The organism is Propionibacterium australiense, assembly GCF_003666605.1.
Lineage (GTDB): Bacteria > Actinomycetota > Actinomycetes > Propionibacteriales > Propionibacteriaceae > Propionibacterium > Propionibacterium australiense.
The window spans coordinates 52,123-74,919 of the sequence record NZ_RCIV01000001.1; the positions used below are offsets into that span (position 1 = coordinate 52,123).

The window sequence follows — 22,797 nt, forward strand, 5'->3', positions numbered from 1 at the left end:
CGTCGTGCAGCAGCCCCGATGCCCTCGTACCAGTGTGCGCAGAGTCCTGGAACCGTTCCCGAACTGTCGGCATGGTCCCGGCGCCCAGCACTCAACCCACGTCCTCACCCGGGCCGGGGGTCTGAATAGACTGGTCGGGCGTCCGCGAGGTGAGGGGCAGTTCATGTGTGAGGCCGAGAAGTGGCCGGACGACTCGTTCAGCGCACTCACCCTGCCCGGCCCACGAGCCGTTCTCACCTGGTCGCGGCCACTGGCCGACTGGCGGCGTGATGTCCCAGCGGGCCTGCTCACCGCAGCCGACCGGCTGCGTCTGGGGCGGCTGCGCCGTGAGCAGGACCGCTCCCGCTACGCCACCGCCAGGGCACTGCTCCACCGCGCCGGGCTCATCGCCTCCGGCCTCGGCCTGATCCCGCCGGGCACCGTGGTCCGGCTTCGCGCCAGCGGGACGAACCACGGCACCGGCCGTCCCGCGCCCGACCTGCCCGGCTGGCAGGTCTCGATCAGTCACGACACCGCCGTGGTCGTCGCGTTCTCCCGGGTCCCGGCAGGCGTCGACACGCAGGGCCTGGACAGCGGAGGGACCATCCGCGAGCTGACCTCGGTGTTCACCCCCGACGAACGAGCATGGCTGGCCAGGCACCCCCTCGATGCGGACGCAGTGCGCCTGTGGACCGCGAAGGAGGCGCTGCTGAAGGCCCGGGGCACCGGTTTCCTGTCCGACCCACGCCTGTCCGAGAACGACACCCTGCGCCGACCGGGCGTGCAGCTGGCGCACTGGCGGCCGTTTCCCGACGCGACCGCGGCAATGGCAGTGCTCGACGACGAGCCCGTCGACTGGCCGCAGGGATGGACCGTCTTCGGCGGCCGAGACCCCGGAACCGTCCGCCCGGCCTAGTATCGACACGAGCCGGATGGGAGGCGCCCATGAGCGAGCAGGAACCACAGCAGCCCCGGAGCGGGCCGTACTACTCGGACGCGTTCAAGGACTTCATCACCGCTGACTGGGCGCCCTATCCCACCGAGCCCCCGCCCCGGCTGGCGGCGGTCCCCAGCGCCACGGCCCACCGCGCGGCCCTGGCCGCCCTGTTCCCCGGCGAGCGCCTGGTCGTCCCGGCCGGCGGCTACCGGCGGCGCAACAACGATTGCGACTTCCCCTACCGCCCGCACTCTGCCTTCGCGCACCTCAGCGGCCTGGGTTCGGACCGGGAGCCCGACGCCGTGCTCGTCATCGAACCCGACGCCGAGGGGGTCCTGTACTTCCATCCGCGCGTGCCGCGCACCGACCCGGAGTTCTACTCCGACACCCGCTACGGCGAGATGTGGGTCGGCACCCGCGAGTCGCCGGAGGAGATGTCGGCCATGTGCGGCATGCGGACGACCGACATCGGCGAGCTGCCCGCGCTCATCGAGCGCAATGACACGCCCCTGCGTGTCATCCGCGAGGCGGACCCGGCCGTCACCGGGCTGGTCGACCGGGCACGTGGCCTGCGTGCCGCCGACGACGGTGAACTGCACACCGCCGCCGACGAGCTGCGCCTAGTCAAGGACGACTGGGAGCTCGGCCAGCTGCGCGAGGCCTGCCGGGTCAGCGCCGAGGCCTTCACCGATGTCGTCGCCCACCTTGACCGGGCCGTCGCCCACCGCCGCGGGGAGCGGCTGCTGGAGGGGGTCTTCGGCATGCACGCGCGCGCCGAGGGCAACGCCGTCGGCTACGACTCGATCGTCGCCGCCGGCGATCACGCCAACACCCTGCACTGGGTGCGCAATGACGGCCCGGTGCGTCCCGGTGACCTCGTCCTCATGGACGCGGGCATCGAACTCGACTCGCTCTACACTGCCGACATCACCCGCACGATGCCGGTCACCGGTTCCTTCACCGACACCCAACGCCTGGTCCATGACACGGTTCGCGCCGCCCAGCAGGCCGGCATGGACGCGGCGCGTCCCGGCGCAGGCTTCCTCGACGTGCACCGTGCGGCGGTGCAGGTGCTCGCGCAGGCCTTCCACGACTGGGGCATCCTGCCGGTCTCGGTGGACGAGGCGCTGTCGGTCGATGGCGGGCAGTGGCGGCGCTGGATGGTGCACGGCACGAGTCACCATCTGGGGCTCGACGTGCACGACTGCGCGCACGCCCGCGCCGAGCAGTACCGGCAGGGTGTCCTGGCCGAGGGCATGGTCATCACCGTCGAGCCGGGGATCTACTTCAAGTCCACCGATCTGCTCGTCCCCGAGCCGCTGCGTGGCATCGGCGTGCGCATCGAGGACGACATCGTCATCACCGGCGACGGCTGCTCGATCCTCAGCGAGCAGCTGCCACGGGACAGCGCCGACATCGAGTCGTGGATGGGATCGGTCCCCCGCGCGTGAGAAAGACCGGGAGGGGCTGCGGGAGCGGGTCAGACGTCGATGGGGCGCAGTAGCTCGGGGCCGGGGAGCTGACCGTTGATGATGTAGTCACGGAACACCGGTACCGCCTGCTCGCCGGTGAACACCTCCTCCGGGTGCAGCCGGATCGTGTACAACTCGGACGACCCGTTGTCCCACGACAGGGGCACCCACCAGTCCGGATCCACGACAGGCTCACGCGCCACCACATAGTGCATGTAGCTCCCATCCGCGTCGGGGACACGGGCCTCGATCGTCATCGCCCGATTCGACCCGGCCGCCTGCATGTACCGCATCTGTTCAGGATCATCATCAGGCAACTCATCGGGAACCCTCACCCCCTCGGGAAGAGGCTGAACACCCAGAGCAAAATAGGCGCCTCCGGCACGGACATCTCTCCCCCCGGACAACTGCCAGACACCCGAGGCAAAACGCGGCCCCCCAGTGAGGACGGTCGGGCACGTCAGATCATGTGCAATGTCATCGGCGATCATCTCCGGGCTCTGACGAACCTTGAACTGCTCCCGATGACCCGACTGGGCGTCTACAACCCACGTGACGAAGCGTCTCACGATTGCCTCTTTCTGCCGTTGGTGCATGTGATCAGTACCGGTCGGGCGCGGAAAGCACTTCAACCTCGGTGATCTCGATGGCGTCTCCACCCGGCAGCGTGCCCCCTGACGGGGCCGCCCCGGCAAGACCAGACAGTCGAACGCTTCCTGTCACCCTCCATAGTGTGCACTGCCAGACCCGACTCGACCCCCACACGCCGCCTCGGGTGCCGCAGCGGGTCTGAGCAGACGGGAGGCTTGTTGCTGCGGGCGGATCACCTGTCGCGGGGCTGACGTGGGCGTGTTGGCGGCGGTTGACTGCGATGTCGGCACAACAACGCCAGCCGCACCCGGGGATGTGAGCAAGGAGTACGGGCTGACGTGTGTGACGGACCGGTTCAGGAGTCCCACGGCCACGTGTTCAAGATGGTGGGGTAGGTGTCCGGGGTACCGAAGGTGAACACCGCGCCGTTGCTGGTCGGCAGGGCCGGTATGGGTGACGCGCAGGCATGCTTTTTCTCACAGGATGTGGCCGTTCTGGGCCTGTTCGGGTCAAGAACAGCCACATCCTGTCAGTTCCGGCATGCCCTACCCAGACCAATGGGGAACGTGTCCGAGCCCGGTTGCTGCGCCCGGCGGGGCCGCTCCGGGGCGTTGACGGCCCGACCGGGGAAGGACCTGGTGTCCATCATCGCCACGTTCTTCGCAGAGCCCGAACAGGCCTTTGTCTACCGCCAGATCCGCGCCGGACGGTATGTCAGCCCTGGCCGCGATCGGTGGGGTCGAAGGCCTCTCCGTCGCCGGTCCCTCCGCCCTGACCGGCGGCCTGGGGAGGCGTCTGGCCCGGGGCGCCGGAGGGCCCGGTCGTGGCCGCCGGGTACCCGGGGGCCGGCAGGTCGGACAGATCACCCTGAGCGGCGCCCTGACCGTAGGGCTGTGGCTGGCCGTACGCTGGCGGGCCGTACGCGGGCGGCTGCTGGCCGCCGACGGGATCGGTGGGAGCGGCGGGGACCCCTGCGGGCTGGGCGGGATCATGCGGCACCGTGCGCACGGGCTGGCCGCCGGTGAGGAGCTGGCGGGCCTGCCCGGCCACCTCGCTCTCGCCGAGCACCTCGTAGCGGGTGGCGACGATCTGGGAGGCGGAGGTGAAGTCACGCCGCCCGCCCGTCATCGCATAGCTGATCGCCGAGGTGATGACGTTGGCGAGGACGAAGACGACAATGGCCCCCAGGAAGATCACTGCGGGACTCACCTCGGGGATGAAGAAGTAGAACAGCAGGGCTGCCATGGCCCCCCAGACGAGACCGTTCATCGCGGCACTGATGAGCACCCTGCCCCAGTTGAGGCCGCCGGTGATGCGTTCGATGCTCTTCAGATCGGTGCCGACGATCGAGAGGAACTGCACCGGGAAGTTGCGGTCGGCCAGGTAGTCGACCGCGTGCTGGGCGTCCTCGTAGGAGTCGTAGATCGCGATGGACGCGGGGGAACGCAGCTGGAGGCGCGCGCCGCCGCGACCGGGGACTGAAGCCGTGCCGCCCGTCAAGGTCATGAGTTCTCCTCGTATCGCCATGGCCCGCCCCACCCAGGAGCGAAACCTAAGTCCATCTGGCTCAAGTCTAGTCGGCATGCCTGGGCGCGGCATTGCGCCGTCTGTGAACCACATGTGGGCTCCCCCGTCCCGCAACCCGGCAGGGTAGCCCCCAGCGCTGTGCGGAAACCGGCGGCGAGTTCCACGTCAGGTTGCGGCACCGTGAGCCAGCCCCGGCGTTGTGCGGAGACCGGGCCTGCAACGCTCTCCAAGGGCTCCTCGGAATCGGTCATCCCCGGCCCGATGCGGGGACCGGTTCAGCGCCCCCGGATCGCCTCGTGCGCGTCGAGGATCCGGCGCGCGGCCGCCACGTGCAGGTTCTCGACCATGCGGCCGCCGAAGGTGACGACGCCGGAACCGGCCGCGAGAGCCTCGTCGAAGACTGCGATGAGCTCGCGGGCCTCGGCGACGGCGGCCTCGTCCGGCGCCCAGACGTCGTTGGCGATGGCGACCTGGCCGGGGTGGATGAGCGTCTTGCCGTCGAACCCGAGTTCGAGGCCCTGCCGGCACTCGGCCTCGAAGCCCTGCTCGTCGCGCACGTCGTTGTAGACGCCGTCGAGCACGATCTTGCCGTTGGCGCGGGCTGCGCAGACGACCGCCTGCAGCGCATGGGCCAGCGGCGCCCGCCCCGGGACCCAGGCGGCACGCAACTCGTTGACCAAGTCGTTCGTGCCGAGCACGGCCACCTCGAGGCGGTCGGAGGCGCCGAGGATCTCATCGGCGTCCAGCACGGCCCGCGGCGTCTCGATCATCGCCCACAGAGCGGTGCCCTCGGGTGCGCCGAGGGCCTCCATGGCGGCGACCAGGGAGCGCACCTGCCCCGCGGAGTCGACCTTGGGCACGGCGATGGCGTCCGGGCCGGCGGCGCAGACGGCGGCCAGGTCCTCCTCGTGCCAGCTGGTACCCGGCGCGTTCACGCGCACGACCAGCTCGCGGTGCCCGTACTGACCGCTCCGCACCGCCTCGCAGGCCGCCGCCCGTGCCCCCGGCTTGGCGTCGGGCGCGACGGCGTCCTCGAGGTCCAGGATGACCGCGTCGCAGTCGATCGTCCTGGCCTTGGCCAGGGCGCGGGCATTGGAGGCGGGCATGTACAGCACGGAACGGCGAGGTCGATAGCTCATGGCACAACGCTAACGCCCGCCACGGCGGCACCAGCCAGTGCTCTGCGCCAAGGAGACCGCCCGCGGACAGAGGATCCCATGGCCGTGCGCGCCGGCAGCCGGCGCGGGGATCCCGGCTGCCCTCACCGGTGCGTAACGGCACCCCGGACCCCTGGGGCGGGTAATCTTCATGCGTGAGTCCTGTCGTCTCCTCAGTCTTCCTGTCGCGTCTGCAGGGCCTGCCGGTACTGGACGCCTCGGGTGATCAGGTGGGCAAGGTCCGCGACTTCGTCACCCAGTTCCGCGCCCCCGGGCGCCTCCCGCGCGTCAAGGGCCTGGTCATCGAGCTGCTCGCCGCGCGCCGCATCTTCGTCCCGATGGCCCGCGTCCAGTCGATCGACGCCGAGCGCCTATCGCTGTCCGGGGTGATCGACGCCCGCCGTTTCCAGCAGCGGGAGGGCGAGACCCTGGTCTTCGACGATCTCTTCGACCGCGCGGTCGTCACCACGGACGGCAAGAAGGCGCTGATCTTCGACGTCGCCATGCGCGAGACGCGCAACCGCCAGTGGGAGATCACTCAGGCGGCCCTGCGGGAGACCACGACGAAGCGGTTCGGCTTCGCCTCCCGCAAGGGCACGCTCTTCCAGGTGGCATGGGCCGAGATCGCGCCCTCCCTGGCCGCCGATGACAAGGCCACCGACCGCAAGGTCGCCCAGCTGGCCGACATGCGCCCGGCCGACGTGGCCCGCGAGCTGCACGACATGACGCCCGCGCAGCGCACCGACGTGGCCCGCGCGCTGGCCGACGAGCAGCTGGCCGACGCCTTCCAGGAACTGCCGGAGGACGAGCAGGTCGCCCTGCTGAGCGCCCTGGAGGTCGAACGCGCCGCGGACGTCCTGGAGGAGATGGACCCGGACGACGCCACCGACCTCATCAACGACCTGCCCGAGGAGTTCGCCGAGGACCTGCTGGCCCGCATGGAGCCGGAGGAGGCCGCGGACGTGCGCAACCTCATGCAGTACGAGGAACTCACGGCCGGCGGCATGATGACACCCGAACCGGTCATCGTCGCGCCCGATGCGACGATCGCCCAGGCCCTGGCTCTGCTGCGCAACCCCGAGGTGACCCCCGCGGCCGCATCGATGGTCTTCATCACCCGCCCACCGACCGACACCCCCTCGGGCCGCTACCTGGGTGCCGCCCACGTCCAGCGCCTGCTGCGTGAACCGCCGAGCCTCATGGCCTCGACGGTGATCGACGCCACGTTGCAGCCGCTGACCCCGGATGCCGATCTGAACAAGGTCTCACGCTACTTCGCCACCTACAACCTGGTCATCGCACCCGTCATCAACGCCGAGCACCAGCTCATCGGCGCAGTCACCGTCGACGACGTGCTCGACCACATGCTGCCGGACGACTGGCGCGGCGACCAGATGGACGGGATCGAACCGGATGAGCAGGCCAGTGGCCGGGAGGTGAGTTGATGGCCGACAGCCAGCGCCCCGAGGACCGTCTCAACACGCCCGGGGATCGTTCGGGATTTCATCGCAGACGCCGCCTGCGGTTCAACGAGGAGAGCTTCGGCCAGTTCGCCGAGTGGATCGCCCGGTTCATGGGCAGCCCCCGTTTCCTGCTGTGGATGACCATCTTCGTCATCGGCTGGGTCACCCTCAACCTGATCGGCCGGTGGCGTCACTGGGACCCCTACCCCTTCATCCTGCTCAACCTGGCGTTCAGCACCCAGGCCTCGTACTCGGCCCCGCTGATCCTGCTGGCCCAGAACCGGCAGGAGGCCCGCGACAAGGCCTCCCTCGAGGGCGACCGGCGTGTCAACGCCCAGTCGCGGGCGGACATGGACTACCTGGCGCGCGAGATCGCCTCGTTGCGTTCCAGCGTCGGCGACATGGCGACCCGGGACTTCGTCCGCTCCGAGCTGCGCGACCAGTTGCGTGAGCTGCTGTTCGAGCTGGAGCACGGCAACAGCCCCGAGGATGTCACGGACGGCCCTGCCTCCGAACCCGACCAGTAGGACCCGTCCCGTTCTCGCCCCGCCGCCCCGGGCCGACGGCGGATGCCACCGGCCCTGGCCGGGGCCGGGAGCAGAGTTCTCCCAGCACATTTGAAACACACCATGAAGGTGACGTAGACACATGCCTATGAGCGAAGCGTCAAGCCCCTTGCTGTCCCAGATCCGGGCGGCTCTCCACAACGTGCAGGATCCCGAGATTCGCCGCCCGATCGACGATCTCGGCATGGTCGAGGACGTCAGCGTCGGTGACGACGGTGTCGTCACCGTGAAGATCCTGCTGACCGTTCCGGGCTGCCCGATGCACGCGACCATCAAGCAGGACGTCACGAACGTCCTGTCCGCGATCCGCGGCGTCACGGGCGTCGAGGTCGAGATGGGCGTCATGAACGACGAGCAGCGCGCCGCGATGCGCGAGTCGCTGCAGGGCGGCAGGGCCGAGAACGTCATCCCCTTCTCCCAGCCGGGCAACCTCACCCGGGTCGTGGCGGTCGCCTCCGGCAAGGGGGGCGTCGGGAAGAGCTCCGTCACCGTCAACCTGGCCCTGGCCCTGGCCCAGCGTGGCCTGAAGGTGGGTCTGCTCGACGCCGACATCTACGGCCACTCGATCCCCGATCTGCTCGGTATCGGTGAGGCCCGGCCCACCGTCCTGGACGAGATGATCCTGCCCGTCCCGGTCTCGGGCATCACCGTGATCTCGATGGGCATGCTCAAGCAGTCCCGCGACCAGGTCATCGCCTGGCGCGGCCCCATCCTCGACCGGGCCATCACCCAGCTGCTGTCCGACGTCTTCTGGGGCGACCTGGACTATCTGCTCATCGACCTGCCGCCGGGCACCGGCGACGTCGCGCTGGCGGTCGGCCAGAAGATCCCGAACTCCGACGTGCTCGTCGTGACGACCCCCCAGTCGAACGTCTCGGAGGTCTCCGAGCGGGCCGGCACGATGGCCGAGATGCTGCACCAGCACGTCCTCGGGGTCGTCGAGAACATGAGCTACTACGACGTGGAGTGCCCGCACTGCCACGAGCACCACAAGGTCGAGCTCTTCGGGACCGGCGGCGGCCAGGCCACCGCCGACGCCCTGTCGGAGCGCTGCAACCGCAAGATCAACCTGCTGGTGCAGATCCCGGTCGACCCCCGGGTCAGTGCGGGCGGCGAGACGGGCAGCCCGATCGTCCTCACCGACGAGAACAGCCCGACGACGCAGGCCATCCAGACGCTGGCCGCCATCGTCACCTCCCACCGCAAGGGACTCAAGGGCAAGCCCCTGAACCTCTCGGTGAGCTGACGCGCACCCTGGGCCGGGCGGCGCGGGGAACCGGTCAGCGGTTCAGGTCGCGTCGAGATCGAAGCAGAGGCCGTAACGTGCCTTCATGGCGCTCACGGCGGCGTCCAGCGCCGTCGCCGTGGCCTGGCCGGTGGCAGCAGCCGCCACCGCGGCGGCGGCCGGCTGCTGGGCCGGTGCGTCCTCCGGGGCGCCGGCCTGCGCGGCGTGGGAGGCCCGGGGCTGGCCGGCGGCCGGCTTCCTGGGGCCGGCGTCGCGCACGGCCTGGTTCATGGTGCTCGTCGCGCTGGTGGCGGCGTTCGTCGCCGAGTTCACCTCGCGCCGGACGTCGTCGAGATCGCTCTTGATGCCGTCGAGGTCGGCCTGGATGTCGTCGAGCAGGTGCTTCTGGACGAAGTTCTTCGGGTTCAGGTCGTCAAGAGTGAGGTCCTGGTACTCGGGACCGAGCTCGTCCTTGAGCTGCTGGGTGGCGCCGTTGGCGATGTTCCGCACGTAGAACACCACGCGCGCAGCCTTGCGGCTGAACTCGGGGATGCGCTCGGGCCCGAAGAAGATCACGGCGAGGACAACGAGGATGAGGAACTCGCTGGCGTTGATGCCGAAAAAACTCATGGGGACCACGACCCAAGGTTAGCGGTCCCGGCGAAACACCCGGCGGGGCGAGCGGACCGGGAGCGGTCACCGCCCCGCCGGGCGCACGGCTCACAGATCGGCCGCGTCGAGCAGCCCAGCGAAGACCTCGGCGAGTTCGGCCGGGGCGCTCTGCAGCGGCGGGCGGCAGGCCCCGACGTCGAGGCCCTGGTGGGCGAGCCCGGCCTTGACCATCATGCAGCCCTGGGTGGCGAAGACGCCGGTGAAGATGGGCAGCAGCATGCGGTGCAGCCGCAGTGCCTCCGCCGTGTCGGCGCGGCAGAAGGCATCGATCAACTCATGGGTGCGCCGCCCCGTGAAGTGGGTGCTCGTGCCGATCACGCCGACACCGCCGACCGACATGAGGGGCAGGGTGATGGCGTCGTCGCCGGCGTAGTAGGCCAGATCGGTCTCGGCCATCACCCGCGAGGAGGCGTCGAAGTTCTTCTTCGCGTCCTTGACGGCACGGATCCTCGGGTGCCGCGCCAGCGTGATCAACGACTCGGTCTCGATGGGACGCCCGGTCCGGTGCGGGATGTCGTAGAGGATGACCGGCAGGCTCGTGGCGTCGGCGATGGCCACGAAGTGGTCGATGATCATCTCCTGCGGGGGCAGGGAGTAGTAGGGCGTGACGACCAGCAGGCCGTCGGCGCCGGCCTGCTCGGCCTGCCGGGCCAGCTCGACGCTCGCCGCCGTGTCGTTCGTCCCGACGCCCGCGACCAGCTTGGCGCGGTCACCGACCTCGGCCTTGACCGCGGAGAGCAGGTCGAACTTCTCCTGCGGGCTCGTGGTGGGGGCCTCACCCGTCGTACCGGAGATGACCAGGCCGTCGTTGTTCATGTCGTCGACCAGATGAGCCGCAAGCACCTTGGCCTTGTCAAGGTCGAGCTTCCTCTCGCCGTCGAAGGGTGTGACCATCGCTGTCAACAGTCGCCCGAAAACAGGTTCGCTCATCATCGTCGCCTTTCGTCAGTGCGATATGCCTCAACCCATGGTAGAGACCCGGGCGGCTAGGCTGTGCACGTGTCAACCTCTCGGATCAGCAATAACCCCGGCCATGACGGGCTGGACTCCCGTTCCCTGTCCTACGCCGATGATGTCATCCCGGCCGTCGAGTCGGTCCGCACCGCCCGCGAGCAGGCCGTCCTCGATGGCGCACCGGCGCTCAGCAGCGGCACGTGCGCCACACTGACGATGCTGGCCAGGGCGATCGACGCGCAGGCCGTCGTCGAGATCGGCACGAGCACCGGCGCGTCGGGGCTGGCCTTCTTCGCCGGCATGAACGAGCACGGTGTCCTCACCTCGATCGACGTGCAGACGCAGTGGCAGGTGGAGGCCCGCCGCGCCTTCACCGCCGAGAGAATCCCCACGCGCCGTTTCCGCCTCATCCCCGGCAGCCCGCTGGACGTGCTGAACAACCTGCGCGACGGCGCCTACGACATCGTCTTCGTCAACGGAGACAAGCTCGAGTACGCCGAGTACCTCGACCAGGCCCTGCGCCTGCTGCGCCCCGGCGGCCTGGTCGTCCTCAACGAGGTGCTCTGGCAGAACAAGGTCGCCGACCCGTCCAACGACGAGGACGAGGCCCTCATCATCCGCGAGACGCTCGCCGCGGCCATCGAGAACGAGACCCTCACCAGCGCGATGCTCCCCGTGGGCGAGGGCCTGTTCGTCGGGGTCAAGGCCCGCTGAGACCGGTCGCGCCCCCATGACCGGGGCACGGGGTGGAGTCCTCACGCAGCACAGCGGCAGGGCCCGGGGAGTCCCCGGGCCCTGCCGCTGTGCTGTACCTCACCTGGAGCTCATGAGTCGGTGCGGAAGGCCGTTTCCTTGGTCACGGTGAAGCCCTTGGGCACGACGGTGACGCCACCGGCCGAGACCGTCAGGCCGCGGGCCTCATCGTCCTCACGATCCAGCCCCACGTGCGTGCCCGGCGGCAGGATGACGCCCTTGTCGAGGATCGCGTTGCGCACGATGCACTGCTCCCCCACCTGAACGCCGTCCAGCAGGACGCAGCGGTCGAGCGAGGCGCCCTTCTCAACCCGGACCTTCGGGCTGAGCACCGAGTGGTCGACGTCACCGCCGGAGATGACGCAGCCGGCGGACACCAGCGAGGACTCGGCCGTGCCGTGCAGGGTGAACTTGGCGCCCGGCGCCTGGATCGAGTCGGCCCAGATCGGCCACTGCTCGTTGTACAGGTTGAACTGCGGCACGACCGAGACGAGATCCATGTGCGCGGCGTGGAAGGCGTCGATGGTGCCGACGTCGCGCCAGTAGTCCTTGTCGTGCTCGGTGGCGCCGGGCACGACATTGTCCTTGAAGTCGTAGACCCCGCAATCACCGGCCTCGACGAAGGCCGGGACGATGTCCCCGCCCATGTCGTGCTTGGAGTCGGTGTTGACACCATCGGCCTCGAGCATCTCGACGAATGCCTTGCGACTGAAGATGTAGTTGCCCATCGAGGCCAGGACCTCGTCGGGCGAGTCGGGCAGGCCGGGCGGGTCCTTGGGCTTCTCGAGGAAGCCCTTGATGCGGTGATCGGCGCCGGAGTCGATGACGCCGAAGGCCGATGCCTCGGAGCGTGGCACCCGGATGCCTGCGACGGTGGCGGCGAGCCCCGAGTCGATGTGCGCCTCGAGCATCTGCATGACGTCCATGCGGTAGATGTTGTCGGCACCGAAGACGACGATGTAGTCGGGATCGGCGTCGTTGATGAGGTTCATCGACTGGTAGATCGCATCAGCGCTCCCCTGGTACCAGTGGGGTCCACGGCGCTGCTGGGCAGGCACTGACGTGACGTAATTGCCGAGCATCGTCGACATGCGCCACTTCACCGAGATGTGACGGTCGAGCGAATGGGACTTGTACTGGGTCAGGACGGCGATCTTCAGCAGATTGGAGTTCGCCAGGTTGGACAGGACGAGATCGATGAGACGGTACGAGCCGGCGAAGGGAACGGCGGGTTTTGCCCGGTCAGCAGTGAGGGGCATGAGCCGCTTGCCCTCGCCTCCCGCCAGCACGAGGGAGAGAACGCTGGGTGTAGCCATGACCTCAACCTACGGCCCGGAGCGGCTCCGCGACAAGGCGGGGGGGTCGATCTTGCCCTGGCCGGACGCTGCCGGACGCAAAAACCCGGGGACGCCTGAGCCGGCCCCGGCTGGTTGTGAAACGATCGGATCATGCATGCATCCATCCTCACTCGCGAGTATCCCCCGTCCGTCTACGGCGGTGCGGGCGTCCACGTGGCCCAGCTGGTGCCGCGCCTGCGCGATCTCATCGACGTCGATGTGCAGTGCATGGGCGAGCCCCGCGACGGCGCGGTCGCCCATGCCGAGGACTTCCCGCCCGGAGCCAATGCGGCACTGCGCGTGCTCGGCGCCGATCTGTCGATGATCTCGGCCCTGCCCGAGGACACCGACCTGGTCCACTCGCACACCTGGTACGCCAACATGGCCGGTCACCTGGGCGGATTGTTCAGGTCCATTCCCCACGTCGTCACCGCTCATTCACTGGAGCCGCTGCGCCCCTGGAAACGCGAGCAGCTCGGCGGTGGCTACGAGCTGTCCAGCTGGGCCGAGCGGACAGCCTACGAGGGCGCCTCGGCGATCATCGGTGTGAGCACCGCCATGGCCGGTGACATCCTGCGCTGCTACCCGGACCTGGATCCCGAGAAGATCCACGTCGTGCGCAACGGTGTCGACGTCACCGAGTTCTACCCCACCGAAGACCACGACTTCTGCGACCGGATCGGCATGGACGTGACCCGCCCGTCGGTCGTCTTCGTCGGCCGTATCACTCGTCAGAAGGGGCTCGTCCACCTGGTGCGCGCGGCCCGCGAACTCACCCCCGGCACCCAGATCGTCCTGCTGGCCAGCTCACCCGACACGCCCGAGATCGCCGCCGAGTTCGGCGAGAGCCTGGACGCCCTGAAGAAGGTGCACGGCGACGACGTCATCTGGGTGCAGGAGATGGCCCCGCGCGAGGGGGTCCGGCAGGTCTACTCGCACGCGACCCTCTTCGCCTGCCCCTCGATCTACGAGCCGCTGGGCATCGTCAACCTCGAGGCGATGGCCTGCGAGGCGGCCGTCGTGGCGTCCGCGGTCGGCGGCATCCCCGAGGTCGTCGACGACGACACCACCGGGACGCTCGTCGCCTACGACCCGGACCAGGCAGGTGACGCCGAGTACGTGGCCGATTTCGAGCATCGTTTCGCCGCCGCGATGAACGACATGGTCGGCAACCCCGACAAGGCCGAGGTCTTCGGCAAGGCGGGTCGCCAGCGCTGCATCGACCACTTCAGCTGGGAGGCGATCGCGGCCCAGACCGTCGACGTCTACAAGGCCGCCGCCGAGTATCACGACGCTCATCGCGCCCACTGAACCCAGCGGCACTGGACAGGAAGTCGGGTCCGGCATCAGCACTGTGCCGGACCCGACTTGCGTCTGTTCTTCGTTCGCCCTGTTCCTGGGGGTGTCAGCCGACGACGCCCTTGAGGCATCCGAGGAGTTCAGCCGCCTCCTCGGCGTTGAGTTCGACGACCAATCGGCCACCACCATCAACCGGAACGCGCATCACGATGCCGCGGCCCTCTTTCGTGACCTCCATCGGGCCATCGCCAGTACGTGGCTTCATTGCTGCCATTGGTTCCTCGCTTCTGGGTTGTCCTGCACGCCACCGGCCGTGCTCATGTCCCCATTATCTCCCATGGGCCGGCTGGATATCGAACCTGCTTCCTGCTGGGCGTCGCCGCCGGGCCGCCCTGCGGGGGTCGCGGTGGCGGCCAGCTGTTCCGCGAGACGGGCGAGAACTGCGTCGACCTGCTCCATGTCATAGCCGCGGGGGACGACGGCGAACTTGACGGCGTCCAGGTCCGCTGCGCCGACCGGGCCGTCCGGCAGATCAGGGCCGGGACGGTCCGGAAGCTGCGGCCCGAGCTGGCCGAGCCGGCCGCGGGCAGCCCACAGGCCGAGCACGATGATGACGACGACGAGGATTCCAAGAGCCCAGACCATGCGCCCAATCCTAGGGACCGGCGCGCAACCGGCGCAGGACGGCCGGCATCCGAGCGCCGCGGCGCGACCACCGGCCGGGAGGGCCGCGGGACGGCGGTGGCCGCCCGGCCCGGTTCGGAGGTGTGCCGTCAGGCCCGTTCCGTGACGATCCGCACCGCCTCGTCGGGATCGTCGGTGACGTGGAAGATGTCGACGTCCACCGGGCTGATGTAGCCGCCGGCGATGACACAGGTCCGCAGCCAGGTGATCAGGCCCTCCCAGTAGGCAGCGCCGAACAGGACGACCGGGAAGTTCGTCACCTTGCGGGTCTGGATGAGGGTGAGCGCCTCGAAGAGCTCGTCGAAGGTGCCGAAGCCGCCGGGCATGGCGATGAACCCCTGCGCGTACTTGAGGAACATCACCTTGCGGGCGAAGAAGTACCGGAAGTTGATGCCCAGGTTCACGTACTGGTTCATGGCCTGCTCGAAGGGCAGCTCGATGCCCAGGCCGACCGAGCAGCCGCCGGCCTCGTGGGCTCCTCGGTTGGCCGCCTCCATGATGCCGGGGCCGCCGCCGGTGATGACGGCATGTCCCCTGCGGACCAGCTCCCGCGCCATGTACTCGGCCTGGGCGTACTCCGGCGTGTCACGGCCGGCGCGGGCCGAACCGAACATCGAGATGGCCGGTCCGAGCTCGTCGAGCGCCCCGAAACCCTCGACGAACTCGGCCTGGATGCGCAGCACCCGCCAGGGGTCGTCGTTCATCGGTCCGGGCCGGTTGTCGAGCAGACGCTCGTCTGTGGTGCGTTCGGTGACCTGGCCGCCACGGCGGATCACCGGACCGGAGGTCATCAGCGGGGGCTGCTGGGTCCACTCGGTCATGCCCGCTCCCCCGGGGCGAGCCAGGCGAGGAGGGCGTCCCTCGTCACGTCGAGGTCGTCGAGGGGGCAGCACTCGTCGACGGCATGGGCCTTGCCTGCATCGGCCGGACCGTAGTTGACCGCGGGCACGCCGAGTGCGGAGAACCGGGCCACGTCGGTCCAGCCGTACTTCGGCCGGGGCTCACCGCCGACGGCTGCGCAGAACTCCCGGGCGGCGGGCCGGTCGAGCCCCGGGCGGGCCGCGGGCGACAGGTCGAGCACCTCGAAGTCGACGCCGGGACGCTCGAAGGTGCGGCGCATGGCGGCGAGGGCGTCCTCGGCCTCCAGATCGGGGGCGAAGCGGTAGTTGACGTACAACTCGGCGGTGTCGGGAATGACGTTGCCGGCGACGCCGCCGCTGACGATCGTGGCGTTCAGGCCCTCGTGGAAGACGAGGCCCTCGACCTCGACGGCCTCGCGCACCGGGTACGCGCGGATGTCCGCCAGCAGATCGGCGAGCTCGTGGATGGCGTTGTGGCCGAGCCAGCTGCGCGCCGAGTGGGCGGCGGTACCGTGAGTGGTCAGCTTGAAGCGGGTGGTGCCCTGGCAGCCGCCCTCGATGCGGGCACTGGTCGGTTCCATGAGAACGGCGAAGTCCCCGGCGAGCCAGTCCGGGTGGGTCTGGGCGATGTGGCCCAGGCCGTTGGCGGTGGCCTCGATCTCCTCGCACTCGTAGAAGACCCAGGTGATGTCGTGCACCGGCTCGGTGAGCGCCCGGGCCAGGTGCAGGGCCACCGCCACCCCGCCCTTCATATCGGCGGTGCCGCGCCCGACGAGGAAGGCGCGCCCTTCGCGTTCCTCGAGATGGCTGGGCAGGTTGCCGGTCACCGGGACGGTGTCGAGGTGGCCGGCGATGATGACGCGTTGGTCACGGCCCAGGTTGGTGCGGGCCACGATACTGTTGTCCTGGCGCAGCACCTCAAGGTGGGGGCAGCCGACGAGGGCCTGCTCGACCAGATCGGCCAGGCGGCTCTCATCCCTGCTGACGGATTCGACATCGACGATCTGCCGGAACAGGGTGTGCAGATCGAAGAGGGCCAGTTCCTCGTTGAGCGTGGTCATGGGCTGAAGCCTAGTCATGATCGGCGCCGATGCGCCCGATGCGGCCCCACAACAGCACGATCCCGGCCCCGAACGCCCCGCTGCGACGCGAGTCGCCGGGGCCCACCTGTCGCGCCGGGGACTCGTGGCCGCGCACCAGTAGGCTTGGCGCCATGACTGACGCAACCCGTACCGCCTGGGGCTGGGGCCTGGCCACCGTGCACGACTCAGGCCAGACGCTCGACACCTGGTTCCCCTCCCCAGCTCTCGGCGAACCCTCCGACGAGCCCGCCCCCGACGACCTCGTCGAGACCCGTGACGAGCTGCGTCACGTGAGCTGCCGGGTGCGCCGCTGCGTCATCGACCTGGACGCGGCCCCGGCCGATGTGAGCGACGCCTATCTGCGCCTGCACCTGCTGAGCGGCCGCCTGGTGGTCCCCAACAGCATCACCCTCGACGGCATCTTCACCGTCCTGCCGAACGTCGTGTGGACCAGCGCCGGCCCCTGCTCGCCGACGGATTTCGATCTCATCCGCCGGGCCCTGCTGGCAGACCGCGGCTCGCTGGTCGTCACGAGCATCGACAAGTTCCCGCGCATGGTCGACTACGTCATCCCCTCGGGGGTGCGCATCGGCGACGCGGACCGCATCCGGCTGGGCGCCCACCTGGCCGAGGGCACCACGGTCATGCACGAGGGCTTCGTCAACTTCAACGCCGGCACCCTGGGCGACTCGATGGTCGAGGGACGCATCTCGCAGGGCGTCGTCATCGAAGCCGGTTCGGACATCGGCGGCGGCGCCTCCACGATGGGCACGCTGTCGGGCGGCGGCACCGAGCGGGTGCGGATCGGCAAGGGCTGCCTGCTGGGCGCCGAGTCCGGCTGCGGTATCGCACTGGGAGACAACTGCGTCATCGAAGCCGGCCTCTACATCACCGCAGGGACCAAGGTGACGATGCCGGACGGGACGCAGGTCAAGGCCCGTGAGCTGTCCGGAGGCTCCAACATGCTGTTCATCCGTGACTCGGTCACCGGTGCGGTACGGGTCCTCGCCCGCTCCGGGCAGCGGATCGAACTCAACGCGGCTCTTCACGAGAACTGAGATGGCGGCCCTGACCCGACGGGTCCTGCTCGCCGGTCTCGGCGCCGGGGCACTCGGCCTGTCGCTGGCCGCCTGCGCGGACGGCTCCCAGGCGAGGCTGCCGAGCCAGGGGGCGCTGGCGAGCGTCGACGGGAACACCGATCTGCTCGACCTCGACCAGGCCGCCAATGCGGCGATCATCGTCGGCGAGGCGATCCGGCGGGGGCTCAGGGCCCGGGCCGCAACGATCGCCCTCGCCACGGCGATCCAGGAGTCACGGCTCTACAACATCGACTACGGCGACCGCGACTCACTCGGCCTGTTCCAGCAGCGCGCCAGCCAGGGCTGGGGCACCGAGGAGCAGATCATGGATCCCTGGTACTCTTCGGGCGCCTTCTACGACGCCCTCGTGCAGGTCGATGGCTGGGACAGCGGCAGCATCAACGACGTGGCCCAGACCGTGCAGCGCTCCGGGGTGCCCGACGGTTACGCCGCGCACGAGACCATCGGCCGTCTCTGGGCCAGTGCCCTGTACGGCTACGACGAGGCCGCCGTCACCCTGGTCGACCGCGCCGGGTCAGATGCCGACCCGGACGCGCTGACCGGCTTCGTCGACACCGTCTGGGGCTCGGCGATCGGTTTCGCCCAGGAGGGCAGCACACTCACCTTCACGGCCCCCGATTCCCGCCAGGGCTGGGGTCTCGCGCAGCTGCTCATGTGCCGCGGCTCGGCCGCCGGCCTGACGGGCCTTAGGGTTGGCCAGGCCACCTGGACCGGTAGCACCACCGAACGGGCAGGCTGGCAGGGCGACCCCGGATCCGACGCGGCCCGGGTCGTCGCCACGCTGCGCGGCTGAGAGGCCGGTCACCGGCCAGCCGCATCGGCCCACGACCACCGGATCGGCGGCCGCACCGGCGCAGGGCCGGGAGTGCGCCCGGCCCTGCGCCTGCGGATCCGGTCGAGGCGTCCGGCCACTGGTCACCGAGGCCCGGGCAAGTTCTGCAGACCAGGACCGGTCACCGGGTCAGGCGCTCCACGGCGGCAGCGATCCGTTCGTCGGCGGCGGTCATCGAGACGCGCACGTGGTCGGTGGCGTGGGGGCCGTAGAAGTCCCCGGGCGCGGCCAGGATGCCGCGCCCGGCCAGCCAGTCGATGCTCTCCCGGCCGGGACGGCCCTGGGTGGCCCACAGGTAGAGCGAGCCCTCCGAGTGGTCGATGCGGAAACCGGCCCGTTCGAGCGCGGCGCGCATGCGCGCGCGGCGCGCGGCGTACCGGGCACGCTGCTCGTCGACGTGCCGCTGGTCACCGAGGGCGGCGACCATGGCGGCTTGGACAGGCGCCGGGACCATCATGCCGAGATGCTTGCGCACGGCGGTGAGCTCGCCGGCGAGGGCGGCGTCCCCGCCGATGAAACCCGCTCGGTATCCCGCCATGTTGGAACGCTTCGACAGCGAGTGCACCGCGAGCAGACCCGTGATGTCACCGTCGTTCACCGCCGGGGCGAGAATCGAGTGAGCGGTGGCGTCGTAGGCGAACTCGGCGTAGCACTCGTCCGCCGCCAGGACCGCGCCGTGCTCCCGGGCGAACCCGACCCAGCGGCGCAGCAGCTCGAGCGAGGCGATGGCGCCGTGCGGGTTGGCCGGCGAGTTGACCCAGATGAGTCGTGGCGAGCCCTCGACCTCGTCCGGGTCGTCGCAGCGCTGGATCGCCGCCCCGGCCATGAGGGCCCCCACCTCGTAGGTGGGGTACGCGACCCTGGGAAGGACGACGGTGTCGCCGGGGCCGAGGGACAGGAGCGTGGGCAGCCAGGCGACGAGCTCCTTCGTGCCGACGGCGGTCGTCACGTTGTGCTCGTCCAGCTCGACGCTGGCCCAGCGGTCCTGGAAGTAGGAGACGATGGCGGCTCGCAGCTCCGGGGTGCCCCACACGGTGGGATAGCCGGGAGCCTGCGACGAGACCTCGAGAGCTTCCCGGACGATCTGCGGCGTGGGGTCGACGGGTGTGCCGACGGACAGGTCGACGATGCCCCCCTCGTGGGAGTCGGCCAGGGCTTTCGCCCTGGCCAAGGAGTCCCACGGGAATGCGGGCAGCGTCTGTGAGAGGCTCATCAGGCCTGGGGCGGCAGCGCGGCCACCGTCGGTTCGTCGAAGTCCTGCTTGCCGAGGCGGGCCGCGCCCCCAGGGGAGCCGAGCTCGGCGAAGAAGTTCGCATTGATGTCGAGCCACTCGGTCATGTCGTCGGGCAGGTCATCCTCGTAGTAGATCGCCTCGGTGGGACACACCGGCTCGCACGCACCGCAGTCGACGCATTCCTCAGGGTTGATGTACAGCGTGCGATCGCCCTCGTAGATGCAGTCCACGGGGCACTCCTCGACGCAGGCCTTGTCCTTGACGTCCACGCAGGGCAAGGAGATGACGTATGTCATGACGGCTCCTGAAACGGTCAACAGTGATGTGGGGCCGCCGCAGCGGCGGTCGCCATCGGCAACTCTACCGTGCCCGGGGGCGGGTCATGGGTCGGGAAAATCCGACGTGAGCAGCCCTCTCGGAACATTTTCTGGCGCCGTGAGGATGAGCCTAACCTCATTTTCCCGCCCCGCGGGTCTTTAGTAGCATGCCGACAGGACCGTTCACCGACGAGGGGCATCCCATGGCGCGCATCTGCATCACCGACGCAATTCCCGAGGCCAGCGCCGAGAAATTGCGGGCCACGAACCATGAGGTCAGCATCTGGGACGGCGCGGAACCCCCCACCCGGAGTGAGCTGCTCGAGCTGGTCGCAGGCGCCGACGCCGTGCTGACGGTGCTGTCCGACGGGGTCGACGAGGAGTTTCTCGACGCGGCTGGCCCCCAGCTGAGGATCGTCGCCAACGTGGCGGTCGGCTACAACAACATCGACCTGGCCGCCTGCCGGGCCCGCGGAGTCGTCGTGACGAACACCCCGGGGGTGCTCTTCGACGCCACCGCGGACATCGCCTTCGGCCTGCTGCTGGCTGTCACCCGACGGCTCGGCGAGGGTGAACGCCTCATCCGCTCCGGGCGCCCCTGGCGCTACCGGACCACCTTCATGCTCGGCCGCTCGATCGAGGGCAAGACCATCGGCCTGATCGGGGCGGGCCAGATCGGCACCGCCATGGCCCGCCGCTGCAGGGCCTTCGGCATGGCCATCGCCTACGCCGAGGAGCATCCCATGCGCGAACCGGCTGCCAGCGAGCTCGCGGCCACCGGCATGCCGCTCGACGAACTCGTCGCCGGCTGCGACGTCATCAGCCTGCACTGCCCGCTCACCGCGGAAACGCATCACATCCTCAACGCCGAGCGCATGGCCGCCATGCGGCCCGGCAGCTACGTCATCAACACCGCCCGTGGCGCCTGCATCGACGAGCAGGCCCTCGCCGAGGCACTGGCCAGCGGTCACCTGGGGGGTGCCGGGCTGGACGTCTACGAGGACGAGCCCCGGGTCAATCCGGCGCTGCTGGAGCTGGAGAACGTCGTCCTGCTCCCCCACCTGGGGTCGGCGAACATCGAGACCCGAACCGCGATGTGCGACCTGGCCGCCGAGAACGCGCTGGCGGTGCTCGCCGGCCGGCCGGCACCCAGCGCCGTGTGAGGCCGAGGCCGGATCGTCGCCGCCACGAACCGGGCATGGCACCGTGACGGGGCGTCCTCCCCATCGGCCCCTGGGAACCCGACGGCGCCGCCGACATCACCGGCCCCCACCGCTAGGCTGGCCCCATGGCTGATAACACGAGCGCACAGACGCGCACGGAAACCGACTCCATGGGCACGATCGAGGTGCCCGCTGACCACTACTGGGGCGCTCAGACCGAGCGCAGCCTCCACAATTTCGACATCGGCCGTGAAACCTTCGTGTGGGGCCGCCCGATGATCAAGGCACTCGGCACCCTGAAGAAGGCAGCGGCACAGGCCAATGGCGAGCTGGGCGAGCTCCCGAAGGACATCTCCGAGCTCATCGTGCAGGCCGCCGATGACGTCATCGCGGGCAAGCTCGACGCAGAGTTCCCGCTGGTCGTCTTCCAGACCGGCTCCGGCACGCAGTCCAACATGAACTCCAACGAGGTCATCTCCAACCGTGCCATCGAGATCGCCGGCGGCGAGCGGGGCAGCAAGACGCCCGTTCACCCCAATGACCACGTGAACCGCGGCCAGTCGTCGAACGACACCTTCCCGACGGCCATGCACATCGCCGTGGTGTGCGAGCTGAACGCCATGTTCCCGCGCGTGCAGAAGCTGCGTGACACCCTCGACGCCAAGGCCCAGGAGTACATGGACGTCGTCATGCCCGGCCGCACCCACCTGCAGGACGCCACACCGATCCTGCTCGGCCAGGTCATCTCCAGCTGGGTCGCCCAGATCGACTTCGCCCTCGAGGGCATCCGCTACGCCGAGTCCCGCGCCCGCGAGCTGGCCATCGGCGGTACCGCCGTCGGCACCGGCCTCAACGCCCATCCGAAGTTCGGCGCCCTCGCCGCCCAGAAGATCTCCGAGGAGACCGGCATCGAGTTCAAGCAGGCCGACAACCTCTTCGCCGCCCTGAGCGCCCACGACGCCCTGGTCCTGGTCTCCGGTTCGCTGCGCGTCCTGGCCGACGCCCTCATGAAGATCGCCAACGACGTCCGATGGTACGCCTCCGGCCCGCGCAACGGCCTCGGTGAGCTGCTCATCCCGGAGAACGAGCCCGGCAGCTCGATCATGCCCGGGAAGGTCAACCCGACCCAGTGCGAGGCGATGACGATGGTCGCCACCAAGGTGTTCGGCAATGACGCCACCGTCGGCTTCGCCGGCTCGCAGGGCAACTTCCAGCTCAACGTCTTCAAGCCCGTCATGGCCTGGTGCGTCCTCGAGTCGATCCAGCTGCTGGGCGACACCTGCGTGAGCTTCAACGACAACTGCGCCTACGGCATCGAGCCCAACCGCGAGAAGATCGCCCACGACCTCGAGATCAACCTGATGCAGGTCACGGCGCTCAACCGCCACATCGGCTACGACAAGGCGTCAAAGATCGCCAAGAACGCCCACCACAAGGGCATCAGCCTCAAGGAATCGGCTCTTGAGCTCGGCTTCGTCACCGAGGAGGAGTTCGGCAAGTGGGTCGTCCCGATGGACATGACCCATCCGTCCGCCGCCGACGAGGGCTGACCGGAACGGCATGAGGGCAGGGGCTCTGGGCGGCCGATCGGCC

General features: G+C 69.4%; 24 protein-coding genes. 11 read left to right on the plus strand and 13 right to left on the minus strand.

The genetic code is table 11. From position 1 onward, the window contains the following. Nucleotides 1-163: 163 nt before the first annotated feature. Nucleotides 164-895 (plus strand): 4'-phosphopantetheinyl transferase family protein, encoded by a 732-nt coding sequence (locus D9T14_RS00215; protein ID WP_119161865.1) that lies wholly within the window; start codon nucleotides 164-166, stop codon nucleotides 893-895. Between the two features lie 29 nt (nucleotides 896-924). Further along, nucleotides 925-2,367: an aminopeptidase P family protein gene (locus tag D9T14_RS00220; protein WP_119161866.1), complete on the plus strand. Its 1,443-nt coding sequence runs from the start codon at nucleotides 925-927 to the stop codon at nucleotides 2,365-2,367. Nucleotides 2,368-2,396: 29 nt separating this feature from the next. On the opposite strand, the gene D9T14_RS00225 is transcribed toward D9T14_RS00220, so the two are convergent. The 3 genes from D9T14_RS00225 to D9T14_RS00235 form a co-directional block, all read right to left on the minus strand. Further along, a complete protein-coding gene (locus D9T14_RS00225) occupies nucleotides 2,397-2,957 on the minus strand; it encodes an NTP pyrophosphohydrolase (RefSeq protein WP_119161932.1) in 561 nt (186 codons plus the stop codon). Nucleotides 2,958-3,693: 736 nt separating this feature from the next. Then, entirely contained in the window at nucleotides 3,694-4,485 is a 792-nt protein-coding gene (locus D9T14_RS00230; RefSeq protein WP_119161867.1) for a YflT domain-containing protein, read from the minus strand. A 296-nt stretch (nucleotides 4,486-4,781) separates the two neighbouring features. Then, on the minus strand, nucleotides 4,782-5,645 hold the full coding sequence (locus D9T14_RS00235) for an HpcH/HpaI aldolase/citrate lyase family protein (protein ID WP_119161868.1): 864 nt from the start codon (nucleotides 5,643-5,645) through the stop codon (nucleotides 4,782-4,784). A 173-nt stretch (nucleotides 5,646-5,818) separates the two neighbouring features. Here D9T14_RS00235 and D9T14_RS00240 point away from each other — a divergent pair, with 173 nt between their 5' ends. The 3 genes from D9T14_RS00240 (at nucleotide 5,819) to D9T14_RS00250 (ending at nucleotide 8,938) form a co-directional block, all read left to right on the plus strand. Continuing rightward, nucleotides 5,819-7,108, plus strand: a complete 1,290-nt coding sequence (locus tag D9T14_RS00240) for a magnesium transporter MgtE N-terminal domain-containing protein (protein WP_331852343.1) — start codon at nucleotides 5,819-5,821, stop codon at nucleotides 7,106-7,108. Then, nucleotides 7,108-7,653 carry a DUF1003 domain-containing protein gene (locus D9T14_RS00245; RefSeq protein WP_119161869.1) on the plus strand — a complete coding sequence of 182 codons (546 nt, stop codon included), beginning with the start codon at nucleotides 7,108-7,110 and terminating at the stop codon, nucleotides 7,651-7,653. Before D9T14_RS00240 ends, D9T14_RS00245 begins: the two co-directional genes overlap by 1 nt. A gap of 127 nt (nucleotides 7,654-7,780) precedes the next feature. Next, the gene (locus D9T14_RS00250; RefSeq protein ID WP_119161870.1) at nucleotides 7,781-8,938 is read left to right on the plus strand and encodes an Mrp/NBP35 family ATP-binding protein; all 1,158 of its coding nucleotides are present in this window, start codon (nucleotides 7,781-7,783) and stop codon (nucleotides 8,936-8,938) included. A gap of 42 nt (nucleotides 8,939-8,980) precedes the next feature. Here the strand turns inward: D9T14_RS00250 and D9T14_RS13815 are convergent, their stop codons facing one another. Both D9T14_RS13815 and dapA read right to left on the minus strand, forming a co-directional pair. Beyond that, entirely contained in the window at nucleotides 8,981-9,547 is a 567-nt protein-coding gene (locus tag D9T14_RS13815; RefSeq protein ID WP_232012477.1) for a sec-independent translocase, read from the minus strand. A 90-nt stretch (nucleotides 9,548-9,637) separates the two neighbouring features. Then, entirely contained in the window at nucleotides 9,638-10,519 is an 882-nt protein-coding gene (gene dapA / locus D9T14_RS00260) for a 4-hydroxy-tetrahydrodipicolinate synthase (protein ID WP_119161934.1), read from the minus strand. A 69-nt stretch (nucleotides 10,520-10,588) separates the two neighbouring features. On the opposite strand from dapA, the gene D9T14_RS00265 reads away from it, so the two are divergent. Continuing rightward, complete coding sequence (locus D9T14_RS00265; RefSeq protein ID WP_232012475.1) at nucleotides 10,589-11,257, plus strand: O-methyltransferase; 669 nt, start codon at nucleotides 10,589-10,591, stop codon at nucleotides 11,255-11,257. Nucleotides 11,258-11,367: 110 nt separating this feature from the next. Here D9T14_RS00265 and glgC read toward each other — a convergent pair whose 3' ends face one another. Then, nucleotides 11,368-12,612: a glucose-1-phosphate adenylyltransferase gene (gene glgC / locus D9T14_RS00270; protein WP_119161871.1), complete on the minus strand. Its 1,245-nt coding sequence runs from the start codon at nucleotides 12,610-12,612 to the stop codon at nucleotides 11,368-11,370. 132 nt (nucleotides 12,613-12,744) lie between these two features. Between glgC and glgA the strand changes: the two genes are divergently transcribed. Next, on the plus strand, nucleotides 12,745-13,944 hold the full coding sequence (gene glgA, locus D9T14_RS00275; protein WP_119161872.1) for a glycogen synthase: 1,200 nt from the start codon (nucleotides 12,745-12,747) through the stop codon (nucleotides 13,942-13,944). A 94-nt stretch (nucleotides 13,945-14,038) separates the two neighbouring features. Here glgA and D9T14_RS00280 read toward each other — a convergent pair whose 3' ends face one another. The 5 genes from D9T14_RS00280 to D9T14_RS13555 form a co-directional block, all read right to left on the minus strand. After that, the gene (locus D9T14_RS00280; RefSeq protein ID WP_081660596.1) at nucleotides 14,039-14,206 is read right to left on the minus strand and encodes a DUF3117 domain-containing protein; all 168 of its coding nucleotides are present in this window, start codon (nucleotides 14,204-14,206) and stop codon (nucleotides 14,039-14,041) included. Beyond that, nucleotides 14,194-14,577, minus strand: coding sequence for a DivIVA domain-containing protein (locus D9T14_RS00285; RefSeq protein WP_119161873.1), 384 nt, complete (start codon nucleotides 14,575-14,577; stop codon nucleotides 14,194-14,196). Before D9T14_RS00285 ends, D9T14_RS00280 begins: the two co-directional genes overlap by 13 nt. Nucleotides 14,578-14,705: 128 nt before the next feature. After that, nucleotides 14,706-15,437 (minus strand): LOG family protein, encoded by a 732-nt coding sequence (locus D9T14_RS00290; RefSeq protein ID WP_119161874.1) that lies wholly within the window; start codon nucleotides 15,435-15,437, stop codon nucleotides 14,706-14,708. Next, a complete protein-coding gene (dapE, locus tag D9T14_RS00295; RefSeq protein ID WP_119161875.1) occupies nucleotides 15,434-16,537 on the minus strand; it encodes a succinyl-diaminopimelate desuccinylase in 1,104 nt (367 codons plus the stop codon). The genes D9T14_RS00290 and dapE overlap by 4 nt, the downstream gene beginning before the upstream one ends. 10 nt (nucleotides 16,538-16,547) lie before the next feature. Beyond that, nucleotides 16,548-16,691, minus strand: a complete 144-nt coding sequence (locus D9T14_RS13555; RefSeq protein ID WP_170175660.1) for a hypothetical protein — start codon at nucleotides 16,689-16,691, stop codon at nucleotides 16,548-16,550. Here D9T14_RS13555 and dapD point away from each other — a divergent pair. Together dapD and D9T14_RS00305 are read left to right on the plus strand one after the other, a co-directional pair. Beyond that, nucleotides 16,690-17,616, plus strand: a complete 927-nt coding sequence (gene dapD, locus D9T14_RS00300) for a 2,3,4,5-tetrahydropyridine-2,6-dicarboxylate N-succinyltransferase (protein ID WP_119161936.1) — start codon at nucleotides 16,690-16,692, stop codon at nucleotides 17,614-17,616. The genes D9T14_RS13555 and dapD overlap by 2 nt on opposite strands. A 1-nt stretch (nucleotide 17,617) precedes the next feature. Next, complete coding sequence (locus D9T14_RS00305) at nucleotides 17,618-18,451, plus strand: hypothetical protein (RefSeq protein ID WP_119161876.1); 834 nt, start codon at nucleotides 17,618-17,620, stop codon at nucleotides 18,449-18,451. A 160-nt stretch (nucleotides 18,452-18,611) separates the two neighbouring features. Here the strand turns inward: D9T14_RS00305 and dapC are convergent, their stop codons facing one another. Both dapC and fdxA read right to left on the minus strand, forming a co-directional pair. Next, nucleotides 18,612-19,703 (minus strand): succinyldiaminopimelate transaminase, encoded by a 1,092-nt coding sequence (dapC, locus tag D9T14_RS00310; protein ID WP_119161877.1) that lies wholly within the window; start codon nucleotides 19,701-19,703, stop codon nucleotides 18,612-18,614. After that, nucleotides 19,703-20,020: a ferredoxin gene (fdxA, locus tag D9T14_RS00315; protein ID WP_119161878.1), complete on the minus strand. Its 318-nt coding sequence runs from the start codon at nucleotides 20,018-20,020 to the stop codon at nucleotides 19,703-19,705. Before fdxA ends, dapC begins: the two co-directional genes overlap by 1 nt. A 224-nt stretch (nucleotides 20,021-20,244) precedes the next feature. Between fdxA and D9T14_RS00320 the strand changes: the two genes are divergently transcribed. Beyond that, the gene (locus D9T14_RS00320) at nucleotides 20,245-21,204 is read left to right on the plus strand and encodes a 2-hydroxyacid dehydrogenase (RefSeq protein ID WP_119161879.1); all 960 of its coding nucleotides are present in this window, start codon (nucleotides 20,245-20,247) and stop codon (nucleotides 21,202-21,204) included. Between the two features lie 125 nt (nucleotides 21,205-21,329). Continuing rightward, a complete protein-coding gene (gene fumC / locus D9T14_RS00325; protein ID WP_119161880.1) occupies nucleotides 21,330-22,754 on the plus strand; it encodes a class II fumarate hydratase in 1,425 nt (474 codons plus the stop codon). Nucleotides 22,755-22,797 lie beyond the last annotated feature (43 nt).